General features: G+C 37.9%; 13 protein-coding genes, 4 tRNA genes and 1 rRNA gene. 11 read left to right on the top strand and 7 right to left on the bottom strand.

What is annotated here, in order from left to right:
* Window position 1: 1 nt before the first annotated feature.
* A complete protein-coding gene (locus tag ACXAG7_RS19360) occupies window positions 2–325 on the bottom strand; it encodes an antibiotic biosynthesis monooxygenase family protein (RefSeq protein ID WP_408044615.1) in 324 nt (107 codons plus the stop codon).
* Window positions 322–822, bottom strand: a complete 501-nt coding sequence (locus ACXAG7_RS19365) for a GNAT family N-acetyltransferase (protein ID WP_408044616.1) — start codon at window positions 820–822, stop codon at window positions 322–324. Before ACXAG7_RS19365 ends, ACXAG7_RS19360 begins: the two co-directional genes overlap by 4 nt.
* 124 nt (window positions 823–946) lie before the next feature.
* Here ACXAG7_RS19365 and mtaB point away from each other — a divergent pair, with 124 nt between their 5' ends.
* The 5 genes from mtaB (at window position 947) to ACXAG7_RS19390 (ending at window position 4941) form a co-directional block, all read left to right on the top strand.
* Window positions 947–2263, top strand: coding sequence for a tRNA (N(6)-L-threonylcarbamoyladenosine(37)-C(2))-methylthiotransferase MtaB (gene mtaB, locus ACXAG7_RS19370; RefSeq protein WP_408044617.1), 1317 nt, complete (start codon window positions 947–949; stop codon window positions 2261–2263).
* A gap of 108 nt (window positions 2264–2371) precedes the next feature.
* The gene (locus tag ACXAG7_RS19375) at window positions 2372–3142 is read left to right on the top strand and encodes a DUF6438 domain-containing protein (protein ID WP_476667843.1); all 771 of its coding nucleotides are present in this window, start codon (window positions 2372–2374) and stop codon (window positions 3140–3142) included.
* Window positions 3142–3807 carry an alpha/beta hydrolase family protein gene (locus tag ACXAG7_RS19380; RefSeq protein WP_408044619.1) on the top strand — a complete coding sequence of 222 codons (666 nt, stop codon included), beginning with the start codon at window positions 3142–3144 and terminating at the stop codon, window positions 3805–3807. The genes ACXAG7_RS19375 and ACXAG7_RS19380 overlap by 1 nt, the downstream gene beginning before the upstream one ends.
* Window positions 3808–3833: 26 nt before the next feature.
* Entirely contained in the window at window positions 3834–4742 is a 909-nt protein-coding gene (locus ACXAG7_RS19385) for a lytic transglycosylase domain-containing protein (protein WP_408044620.1), read from the top strand.
* Complete coding sequence (locus tag ACXAG7_RS19390; protein ID WP_408044621.1) at window positions 4735–4941, top strand: hypothetical protein; 207 nt, start codon at window positions 4735–4737, stop codon at window positions 4939–4941. Before ACXAG7_RS19385 ends, ACXAG7_RS19390 begins: the two co-directional genes overlap by 8 nt.
* A 4-nt stretch (window positions 4942–4945) precedes the next feature.
* Here the strand turns inward: ACXAG7_RS19390 and ACXAG7_RS19395 are convergent, their stop codons facing one another.
* Entirely contained in the window at window positions 4946–5443 is a 498-nt protein-coding gene (locus ACXAG7_RS19395) for a GNAT family N-acetyltransferase (RefSeq protein WP_476667844.1), read from the bottom strand.
* Between the two features lie 26 nt (window positions 5444–5469).
* Between ACXAG7_RS19395 and ACXAG7_RS19400 the strand changes: the two genes are divergently transcribed.
* The 6 genes from ACXAG7_RS19400 to ACXAG7_RS19425 all read left to right on the top strand — a co-directional run bounded on the left by ACXAG7_RS19400 (window position 5470) and on the right by ACXAG7_RS19425 (window position 7116).
* Window positions 5470–5916, top strand: a complete 447-nt coding sequence (locus tag ACXAG7_RS19400; RefSeq protein ID WP_476667845.1) for a GNAT family N-acetyltransferase — start codon at window positions 5470–5472, stop codon at window positions 5914–5916.
* A 254-nt stretch (window positions 5917–6170) separates the two neighbouring features.
* Window positions 6171–6243, top strand: a tRNA-Gly gene (locus tag ACXAG7_RS19405).
* 39 nt (window positions 6244–6282) lie between these two features.
* Window positions 6283–6355 (top strand) — tRNA-Gly (locus tag ACXAG7_RS19410).
* 40 nt (window positions 6356–6395) lie between these two features.
* Window positions 6396–6468 (top strand) — tRNA-Gly (locus tag ACXAG7_RS19415).
* 38 nt (window positions 6469–6506) lie between these two features.
* A tRNA-Gly gene (locus ACXAG7_RS19420) sits at window positions 6507–6579 on the top strand.
* 87 nt (window positions 6580–6666) lie between these two features.
* Window positions 6667–7116: a hypothetical protein gene (locus tag ACXAG7_RS19425; protein ID WP_408044624.1), complete on the top strand. Its 450-nt coding sequence runs from the start codon at window positions 6667–6669 to the stop codon at window positions 7114–7116.
* Window positions 7117–7201: 85 nt separating this feature from the next.
* Here the strand turns inward: ACXAG7_RS19425 and ACXAG7_RS19430 are convergent, their stop codons facing one another.
* From ACXAG7_RS19430 to rrf, 4 genes are all read right to left on the bottom strand, one after another.
* Entirely contained in the window at window positions 7202–7783 is a 582-nt protein-coding gene (locus ACXAG7_RS19430; protein WP_476667846.1) for a porin family protein, read from the bottom strand.
* A gap of 462 nt (window positions 7784–8245) precedes the next feature.
* A complete protein-coding gene (locus tag ACXAG7_RS19435) occupies window positions 8246–9295 on the bottom strand; it encodes a helix-turn-helix domain-containing protein (protein ID WP_476667847.1) in 1050 nt (349 codons plus the stop codon).
* A 48-nt stretch (window positions 9296–9343) separates the two neighbouring features.
* Window positions 9344–9931, bottom strand: a complete 588-nt coding sequence (locus ACXAG7_RS19440; protein WP_476667848.1) for a helix-turn-helix domain-containing protein — start codon at window positions 9929–9931, stop codon at window positions 9344–9346.
* Between the two features lie 651 nt (window positions 9932–10582).
* Window positions 10583–10654, bottom strand: a 5S ribosomal RNA gene (rrf, locus tag ACXAG7_RS19445); the annotation flags it as partial.

A 10654-nucleotide genomic window follows, 5' to 3' on the forward strand; every position in this document is an offset into this window, starting at 1 on the left:
ATTATCGTAATGAATTAAATGAATACTCTCGTTCTACTTTACAAATCTTTACCTCATACTGCTGATACCAGGTATTCTTTCCTTTTTCCTGAGCCATCATATGGGCTGAGTGTTGCTTCCAACTGCTAATGGCTTCCAAACTTTCCCAATACGAAATGGTAATTCCCAATGCTGAGCGAGCAGTGTCCATCCCTAAAAAGCCGGCTTGTGCCTTTGCTAAAGCGACCATTTGTTCAGCCATTTCTTCATATCCCTCGTTTTCTTGAGTTAACTGGGAAGTAAAAATAACCGCATAATACGGTACACTTCTTACTTTATCGGTCATAATATAAGTTCGTATTTAGTTTCAGGTAATCCTATGTCTTCACATAATTGCTGTCCTACCGCAGTAAAACCGTATTTGACAAGCACCTTCGACGATGCAATATTTACATCGACTACATAGCCTATCAACTTTGGAATGCTTCGTTCTTTTGCTAACGCTATCAGACCTCCACACACCTCAGACGCATAGCCCAGTCCCCAATAACGTTGTATAAAGCGATAGCCCAACTCATCATCTTCACCATCTTTAATGAGTGCCACAGTCCCTACAAACTCCTTACTTTCTTTGTTTACCACAGCATAGACCCAAAAATCATTGTTAGGCACCTCGTATTTGGCTATTAAATTTGCAAGTTCTTTTTCGTGCTCAGTTAAGGTCTTTACATTTCCCGTAGCGTATTGCATTACTTCTGGGTTGCTTTGCATTTCATGCAGCCCCTCTAAGTCACTACTTTCCAGAAACCTAACTAATAATCGTTCCGTTTCAAAAATTTCCATAATTTAAGTACTTTTGCACTTTCTATTCCAGTAGTCCAGAATCTAATGCACTAGTGGATACGAACTTCTAAAAAATTAAAGACTTATGCAACGTTTTTGATTTTTATTAAGTAAACAGAACAGCATGAATGTAGATAAAAAAGTAGCCTTTTACACATTGGGGTGTAAACTAAATTTTTCGGAAACGTCAACAATAGCCCGTAATTTTGTCAACGAGGGCTTTGAACGTGTAGAGTTTGAAGAAAAAGCAGATGTTTATGTGATTAATACTTGTTCGGTTACCGATAACGCCGACAAACGATTCAAAACGATTGTAAAATCGGCATTAAAACAAAACGATAGTGCTTTTGTCATCGGAATCGGATGTTACGCGCAATTAAAACCTGAAGAACTCGCTGCGGTTGATGGCGTGGACCTCGTATTGGGAGCTACGGAAAAGTTCAACGTAACGAGTTATATCAACGATTTAGAAAAAAACGAAATTGGTGAAGTGCATTCTTGTGAAATAGAAGATGCAGACTTTTATGTCGGTTCTTATTCTATCGGTGATCGTACCCGTGCTTTTTTAAAGGTCCAAGATGGTTGTGATTACAAATGTACCTACTGTACCATTCCACTGGCACGAGGAATATCGAGAAGTGACACTTTGGCCAATGTGCTAAAAAATGCTGCTGAGATTTCTGCGAAAGGCATTAAAGAAATCGTATTGACCGGTGTAAATATCGGTGATTACGGAAAGGGAGAATTCGGAAACAAGAAACACGAACACACCTTTTTAGAGCTCGTTCAAGCCTTGGATCATGTAGCGGGAATACACCGCTTGAGAATTAGCTCTATTGAACCGAATTTACTCAAAGACGAAACCATAAATTTCGTTGCGAACTCAAATACTTTTGTTCCCCATTTTCACATTCCTTTACAATCGGGAAGCGACACACTCTTAAAAAAGATGAAGCGTCGTTATTTGAAAAAGGTCTATACGAGCAGAGTTTCTGAAATTAAGAAGACCATGCCACACGCCTGTATCGGTGTGGATGTCATTGTAGGATTCCCTGGAGAAACCGATGAGCTGTTTTTAGAGACCTACAATTACTTGAGCGAACTCGACATTTCTTATTTACACGTTTTCACCTATTCGGAACGCCCGAATACGGAAGCGGTATTGATGGATGGTATTGTTCCAAAAAACGTGCGTACCAAGCGCAGTAAAATGCTCCGAGGGTTGTCTGTTAAAAAACGCCGTGCCTTTTACGAAAGTCAACTTGGTTCACAACGTACTGTTTTGTTTGAAAGCGAAAACAAAGAAGGGTATATTCACGGATTCACAGAAAATTACGTAAAAGTTAAAACTCCTTGGGATCCAGCTCTTGTAAACACCTTACATGAAGTAACTCTTACAAAAATTGACGAAGATGGTTTGGTACGATTTGAATTCGTCTAATCCACTTCTTAATCGATAGCTAGTTCTGAATGAACTATTTGTACGACGGCAAAAATTGATGTAATTTTAAGACGGGCATGTTCCCGCTAACAAGCAATCAAAAACATCATGAAACATTCAATTTTTGCCATCGCACTGCTGCTTTTTTGCAGTTGTATTACTCCGAGTAAAAAAGAAACTCCAAACAAGCCAGTAGAACATCCTGAAGAAAGCATACCACCACAGGGAACAAAAACTACACAACCCCTAGAAAAAACTACTCCTTCTACAACGAATAATCTCGTAGTACAACTCAAAACTGGGAGCTCTTTAGAAGATGCAAAAGCGCTGATTACCAATAGTGGATTGACCTGGAAAGCAAACCCTTTAGCTCCAGAATACAAAAGTATTGCTCTCGTAGTTACTCCTAATGGGCAGCGAGAAACTTGGATGCAACGCCTGTTACAAAGTAATGAATTTAGTACAGTAGTACCTCAAACCAAAGGCACACTAGAAAAGCTCGTTAACGAAACAAAAAACACCCTTATTAGTTTACGCAAAACTTCGTGTTTCGGAGATTGCCCCGTCTATACATTTCGTATTTTTAAAGACGGAACTGCAAAATATCAAGGTGACGATTTTGTGACTGAAAAAGGAAATCGTACCTTTCAACTTACAAATGAAGAGTTGAATAAATTGCTAGCACTCCTCAGCGCCACGGAAGCCATCACTATGGAAAAGAAATACGACGACCCAAAGATTACTGATTTATCCAGTACTTTTATAGAAGTTAGAAATCAGCAGGTTCAAATACGCCTTTGGAAAGATATTCCGGATCCATTAATTGCTTTACACGAATATACTGAAGGACTGCTATTACAGCGAAAATATTTTAATTAATGCCAAAACACGTTATCTATTTTGTACCCGGACTCGCTGCGAGTACCAAAATTTTTGAATACCTCGACTTAGACGAATCAAAATTTGAATTGCATTATCTGAATTGGATACTCCCAGCTACTCCACGAGAAAGTATATCGGAATACGCAGCGCGAATGTGTGCCCAAATACAACACCCCGACCCCATTTTAGTTGGGGTTTCTTTTGGTGGGGTAATGGTGCAAGAAATGAGCAAGTTGATCACTACAAAAAAAGTAGTTATTATTTCGAGTATCAAATCAAATAAAGAATTGCCTACGCGCCTTAAACTAGCTCAGAAAACAAAAGCCTATAAACTTTTTCCGTCAAAAATGGTTTCACATATTGAAGATTATGAGAAATACTTTTTTAACGACTACCTAAAAAAACGAGCTGAGCTTTACAAGTTATATCTTTCCTTTCGAGACGAGCGCTACTTAGATTGGGCCATTTACAATGTATTGCATTGGTCGCAAACTGAACAACTTCCTGATATCGTGCACATTCACGGAAACAAGGATGAGATATTCCCAGTAAAAAATATCGACAATGCAATCTTGATTGAAAGTGGAACCCATATCATGATCTTAAATAAAGCAAAAACCATATCAAAAATTTTAGAAAAGCAATGTTTTTTGCTAACTTAGGGCGTGAACAGTTAAATTGAAGGAGCATGAGGAAACCACTACGATTACTAGCCGTGGCGGCCATTGGCGGCATGGCTACACTTTTGATAAATACCATTAGTAAAGATAAAGAGCCCGTTGTAAAAAGCGTGGCAGAAAACTACGAAATAAGGGCCGTTAAACTACCCAAAACCATGAATTTAGCCGGTGAATTGGTACCACTAAACCGTCCGGATATTCGGGAACGTATGGATCGTGAACTCCTGGTCAATACCTATTGGCAATCCAATGGTATTCTCCTTATTAAAAGAGCTCACAAATTTTTCCCCATCATTGAACCCTTGTTAGAAAAGTACGGTTTACCTGACGATTTCAAATATTTATGTGTCGCCGAAAGCGCCCTTATCAATATTCCTTCGAGTAAAGGAGCTGCAGGTTATTGGCATTTTTTACCAGAAACCGGACGCGAATACGGACTGGAAGTAAACCGTAATGTCGACGAACGTTACAATCTAGAACTCTCTACCAAAGTAGCCGCGGAATACCTAAAAAGTGCTAAGAACAAATTCGGTTCTTGGACCTTAGCAGCAGCTTCGTACAATGCTGGTAGAGGTCGTATTTCTCAGCGACTCGCTCAACAGCAAGTATCAGATTACTACGATTTGTTGCTCAACCAAGAAACATCGAGGTATATTTTTAGAATTCTCGCTCTTAAAGAAATTATGTCTAATCCTGCAAAATACGGATTCGTTTTCGATAAAGAAGATCTTTATAAACCCGTTAAAACTTATCCTGTACGCGTGGATACAGCTATCGTAAACATCGCGAGTTTTGCGAAAAAGTTCGACGTTACCTACAAAGACCTGAAATTAGTCAATCCGTGGTTGCGTGAAACCTTTTTAAAAAATAAAACTAGAAAAGTATACCAAATTAAAATTCCTATTTTAAATGACTAAAATACTCCCTTACCTCTATATTTTTATAGGGGTTATGATTGCACTTGCAACGGTGCTTAATTTATTACAACAACCCGCATCGTATCGAATATTTCTAAACTATCAAACGGAGAACGTTTGGCTGTTTGGCTTAGTAAGAGGACTGTTTGCGAGTTGGTTTTTATTTGATGGTATCAAACGAATTAAGGCTAGGCCTTAACCACTTATAACTCAATAAACATTTTATAGTGAGGCCCTACTTTTTGAACAGTGAATTCATTACCTGTTACTTTAAAACCTAATTTTTTATAAAAGTTAGTGGCCTCCTTTCTCGCATTGCACCACAAAACGGTTATTCCTTGAGCTCTAAGTAATTCACAGGCTTTAGCAACCAATAATGCTCCGAATCCACGTCCTCGAACCTCCACTGTAGTAGCCATTCCTCTCAATTGATATTGCTCGATGTCAAATTCCGGATTAGCACTCGCTATTAAACTGACAATCCCCACTAATTTTTCATCGACAAAAGCACCTAAATGCAGCGTAGTATCAAAGGAATCTTCTTTAAAAGTAAAGGGCAAATCGATTCCTTTCCTAAGTACTTCTTTTCGAATTTCATAGGTAGCTTCAGCGGATATTTTTTTAATAGAACTCTTCATGTTTACAATAATTAGCAGTAACTTTCTTCCAAAATTACAAGAAAAACGCATAGTTCTTTTCATAACCCTATTATAATTTTTAGTCTTCAATGAACCTACACTTCAAACCTATTAACAATCAAGAAATTACTCAGATACTCCCCCTACTAAAAGTGGTAAACACCACAACTCCAGAAGCCATTTTAATACAGCGATTACACGAAATGGTCGGCTATGCCAACTACGAATGCGTAGGAGCCTATGACGGCGAAAAACTCATTGCGATCTCCGGACTCTGGTACAGCGTGCGTCATTACGTCGGAAAAAGCGTGGAGCCCGACCACGTAGTAGTTGACGCTTCATACCGAGGGAAAAAAATAGGAAAACAGTTTTTCGAGTGGATTTATGAATACACAAAAGAAAAAGGTTGCGAAGCTATTGAACTCAACACCTACACCGGAAACAGGAAATCTCACAAATTCTACTACAATGAAGGATTCGAAATTTTTGGATTTCATTTCGTAAAAATACTCCGAGAGGACAATGAGTTTTATTAAATACCCAAGCAGCTTCACACCAGAAGTTGCTTTTTTATTTTACAACTCTTCGAGTTTATCATCTCTTAATACAGCTCAAAAATTGGTGTATATTCCACCTCGTTTCATAAAATGAAAATTTACCTAAAAAAAGCTCACCCAATAACTTTTTGATTTAACGAGAGTTATCCCTTAACCTAAAAATTAGCTTAAAATAAACTTAAAAAAACACTTGCCAATCCAAGAAAAGGTTTTATCTTTGCCACCGCTTTACTGCGGGAGTAGCTCAGTTGGTAGAGCGTCAGCCTTCCAAGCTGAATGTCGCCGGTTCGAACCCGGTCTCCCGCTCAAATTACATATATAGTAAGCAATTACAAAGACTTTACCGCGGGAGTAGCTCAGTTGGTAGAGCGTCAGCCTTCCAAGCTGAATGTCGCCGGTTCGAACCCGGTCTCCCGCTCAAATAACATACATAGTAAGCAATTACAAAGACTTTACCCGCGGGAGTAGCTCAGTTGGTAGAGCGTCAGCCTTCCAAGCTGAATGTCGCCGGTTCGAACCCGGTCTCCCGCTCAATTTTTTTTAAAGTCTGTAATTGTAAAAGCTTTACCGCGGGAGTAGCTCAGCTGGTAGAGCGTCAGCCTTCCAAGCTGAATGTCGCCGGTTCGAACCCGGTCTCCCGCTCAAAACCGAAACTTGTGTTTCGGTTTTTTTTTGCGCTTTACTCTCCTTTTGTTACCTTAGTTATTTAAACAATACCTGTATATTGCTATGCTAGTCCGTACCTCTATTATTATGAGTTTGCTCTTTTGCCTATTTGCTACCACCTCCGTCAAAGGTCAAGAAGTAGCCTTGGAAGCTGGTGTCATTTATATTAATAATCGAGCGAGCTACCACTACGATATAAGCAGCAGTCAAAGTGAGCTCTTTGTGTATACCTTAAATACGGAAGACGAACTCATTTATATCTCTGAGAATTTCAATGGTTCCATTTCTGTAAGGCCCAACTCGTATATTTCCTTCTACGTTGCCAAACAAGACCTTCGCTTCAATTCGTATACCTTAGGTTCGAAACCTTTTAAAAACATTATACAAGTTCTCGTACAAAAAAAGATACTTTCTAACGACGGTACGCTATGCCGAGAAGCAATGCGTAATTTTGCTGCTCAAGAGCTTCTAAAACACGTATGCTTTTCCCCAATGCAAAAGCCTCGTAACTAGTTATTGCGATAACCACCTACGAGAGCTCTATGACAAAACATACTGTTCCGTATAACCCAAATGGCGCCCCTTATCTGATCAAGCCTTAAAAGTTGTATCCTAATGATAACTGAATCACCCCTTGTTTAATACTCGTACTCCTTGCTTTGGAAATATTCGTTAAACCTAAGTTATAACGAGCCACAAAATTAATTCCGTTGGTTAATTTATACCCCAAACCAAAATTGATCCCAGCATCAACCGTATTTAAAGCTTTACTCACGTCAATATCCGCCTCTTTACCTTGTGCATCCTTCACGGTAATAGTTGCCGCTGTTAAAAACCCGATTTGAGGTCCCATTTCGACACTGATATTTCTGAAGATATAGTATTTTGCCATTAGAGGAATATTCAAGTACTGATATTTACCAGTAGCCTCATCCTTCCCCAAACTATTGGTAACACCTTGGCTAGAAAAGACGATTTCTGGTTGTACCGAAAAAACAGTACTTACGGTTACTTCAGCAAGGACACCAACGTGGTACGCCAGCCTTGAACTCAAATTACTCGGCTGGTTGGTGCTGCTGTAATTTGCTATATTCAGCCCGGCCTTTACACCAAAATCTACTTTCTGAGCCATCACTGTTATTCCTGCTAACATAAATACGACTACGACTAATTTTCTCATTGTTTTCTAGTTTAATTGAACGGGCAAAACTAGGATTACAGTGCGATAGGTGTTTCATAATACCTATCCTAAATCCGAATTTGAGACCAATTCACAACCACAAAAAAACTTTAAAAACTCACCATCAAACAGTTGTGTTAAGACGTCTTTTAGTTTGCTCTAATTAATGTAATTCATATTTCATAGTAACCACCGCAGTACGGCGTGTTTCAAAACAGCTGTGCAAGCCTAAAATAGGCTCAAAGCAGGGAACGGTTGATTTTATAAAAGGTATCTCGGTGGGTATTCTATTCGTCCTTAGTACAACGATCAATACCTCTAGCATCGCTGCTTGGAAAGTTCCAAAAAGAAGTATACTATTACCTCGGTGAACATTCACTGCGAACAGCTGATTGGGAAAGTGAACGGTATCATGAAAATCATAAAACAGCGATTTAAAAGCACTGTACCATTACAAAATTGCTATGCAGCTTTGGACTTAATATATTCACTCGGGCTACAATTTTCAAATTTCTTAAAAGCCTTGTAAAAGGTCGATTTTGAATTAAAGCCAGCATCTTGTGCCATCCCCAAAATAGAAAAGTTTTTATAAGTAGTAGCATCAATACCTTCCTTAAAATAATCGACGCGAAACCTATTTACAAAATCATTGAAATTTCCTTCCGTAAATTGGTTAATCAATTTGGATAAATATTTTGAATGAACTCCAACCGTAATAGCGAGGTCACGAATGCTCAACTTAGAATTTTTAAACAAGTGTTCTCGCTTTATTTGGTGTACAATACGTTGAAACTCTCGATACTCTTTAGGGCATGTTTTTACTACCTTCTCTCCTGTATTCCTAAACTCAGCGGCCGGAGCTATAAAACGTGGTAATCGAAAAAACAAAAGGGGCTTCTGAAAGATCAAAAACTGAAAACTCCACAAGAAAACCAACAACTGCGCCGATGAATACGCGATATCAAAATAATAAAAATCACCGTCTTTAAATCCCAACAATAGCGTCTCTGCGATGACCAAACTGTAAAAAATAAACGTTCCCACTAAATACACCGTCAGAAACAAGATAAAATTGCGGTTTAATACTATAAATCGTTTGGATGCCCTAGCTACCTTGTTCCACAAAATCCATAAGAAAAACAACAAATACCCCAAGTTGAACAGCAAATCAGCCGCAGTTAGCACCACGTCGTATTCTTTACTATACAATAGGTTTACACCAATACTAAATCCGACAATTCCGTAGCTATGAACTTTTGGGAGTTTGAAAACTTCAATAAAAAACAAAAAGGTAAACACATCGCAAAATGAAAACTCGTAGAAATTCAAAATTCCTTTTGGCAACAAGTAATCAATGGCCTCTACGAAAAAAGTAAAGAAATACAAAAACATATACAGCCTTGCTCGCCTGCTATCAAACTGACTTCGATTACTAATTGTTATAACCATAATCATTCCGAGAAAAATGATATTTATAATCTCAAGTAAATTTAAAAACGATATTCTAGTCATAAATGAATGTAATGCGTATTCTATAAAAACGATCGAGGAACTTTTTCCCTACTCTTTATCAAAATTACTAACGGAAACACCGCGTTCTATATACTCTTTAGGGCTGATACTTTCATGCCTTTTAAAGGCTTTGTAAAAGGTCGATTTGGAACTGAACCCAGCTTCTAAGGCCATTCCGAGAATCGAGTAATTTTGGAACTCCTCTTTCTCTAAATTTTGCTTAAACGCTTCCAATCGAAATTTATTGATGAAGTCGTTAAAATTGGTGGCTGCAAAATGGTTGATCAACTTGGACAAGTACTTCTCATTAACCCCCACTTCAATAGCAAGTGATTCTAAATTCAACTTGGAATTCAAATAGCTCTTTTTTTCCAGAACATGACGAACCACCAGCTTATAAGTTTCCGCTTCAGTTTCGGTGAAACGAACAACATTTCTTCTAGGTTTCTTTTTTAATGAAAAGAACGAACTCACTTCACGGAACCTAAAACTTACCTTAAATTGCAATAAATACAAAAATGTAATTAGCCAAAAAGGAACGATTACCATATTTATGCTATTCGCGTAGTCCTGATAGTTTGTTACAAATAGTTGTAGCGTATTTACAGAAAACGAGGTCACGTAAGAAAACGCCATAAAAAATAATATAACGTAGGAAAAATTCGTGATGAAGCGATTGGTTATAAGAAACCTCTTTGATTTCCCTTTTAAATACTTATTTAAAGCCCTAAAAACATAAATCAATAAAGCGATATTAAAAATGTAGTCAATAGTGAGAAACCACCATCTAAATGCTTTTAGATAAAATAAGTTTATCAGTAGTATATACGCTATGATTATTGTCCTAAAGTATTTTTTTTGAATCAAATTGTTTTCTGCCAAAAACAAAAAGAAAAAGGTATCTGCAAACGAAAAGTTAGTATAGCTTTCATCCAGGAGATACACTCCGTGCTCTACATGATAAATACGATCTATCGATTCCAAGACGAGTATTATAAAATACGTTTGTAAGAAATACCAGCTTTTAGGAGTGTTAAACAGCTTCTTTTTACCCAGTAAAGAAAAAATTACAATGAAGAGGAAAGCCAACAAGATGCATTCCAACACTACTTCAGTAATATCAGTCTGATTCATTAAATTTTGATTTGGTTAGTGCTGTTTTATTTGAAAGAACACTTTTCTTTACTAATAAAGCGTCGTAGTGGTTTTGTATACCTTACAAAAATATGTTTTCAATATTTTTTGACATAAAAAAAACCTCACTACGAATGTAATGAGGTTTTAAAAGAAAGGCGACGACCTACTCTCCCACCAGTGGCAGTACCATCGGCGCTAATGGGCTTAACTTCTCTGTTCGGA

It is taken from the genome of Tenacibaculum sp. AWR4_210, assembly GCF_056160945.1.

Bases quoted from the DNA above. Each gene is read 5' to 3' on its own strand.
- ACXAG7_RS19375 (WP_476667843.1), top strand. From the start codon at position 2,372: ATGAAACATTCAATTTTTGCCATCGCACTGCTGCTTTTTTGCAGTTGT.
- ACXAG7_RS19425 (WP_408044624.1), top strand. From the start codon at position 6,667: ATGCTAGTCCGTACCTCTATTATTATGAGTTTGCTCTTTTGCCTATTT.
- ACXAG7_RS19385 (WP_408044620.1), top strand. From the start codon at position 3,834: ATGAGGAAACCACTACGATTACTAGCCGTGGCGGCCATTGGCGGCATG.
- ACXAG7_RS19400 (WP_476667845.1), top strand. From the start codon at position 5,470: ATGAACCTACACTTCAAACCTATTAACAATCAAGAAATTACTCAGATA.
- ACXAG7_RS19360 (WP_408044615.1), bottom strand. From the start codon at position 325: ATGACCGATAAAGTAAGAAGTGTACCGTATTATGCGGTTATTTTTACT.
- ACXAG7_RS19440 (WP_476667848.1), bottom strand. From the start codon at position 9,931: ATGGCGTTTTCTTACGTGACCTCGTTTTCTGTAAATACGCTACAACTA.
- ACXAG7_RS19435 (WP_476667847.1), bottom strand. From the start codon at position 9,295: ATGACTAGAATATCGTTTTTAAATTTACTTGAGATTATAAATATCATT.
- ACXAG7_RS19390 (WP_408044621.1), top strand. From the start codon at position 4,735: ATGACTAAAATACTCCCTTACCTCTATATTTTTATAGGGGTTATGATT.
- ACXAG7_RS19380 (WP_408044619.1), top strand. From the start codon at position 3,142: ATGCCAAAACACGTTATCTATTTTGTACCCGGACTCGCTGCGAGTACC.
- ACXAG7_RS19430 (WP_476667846.1), bottom strand. From the start codon at position 7,783: ATGAGAAAATTAGTCGTAGTCGTATTTATGTTAGCAGGAATAACAGTG.
- mtaB (WP_408044617.1), top strand. From the start codon at position 947: ATGAATGTAGATAAAAAAGTAGCCTTTTACACATTGGGGTGTAAACTA.
- ACXAG7_RS19395 (WP_476667844.1), bottom strand. From the start codon at position 5,443: ATGAAAAGAACTATGCGTTTTTCTTGTAATTTTGGAAGAAAGTTACTG.
- ACXAG7_RS19365 (WP_408044616.1), bottom strand. From the start codon at position 822: ATGGAAATTTTTGAAACGGAACGATTATTAGTTAGGTTTCTGGAAAGT.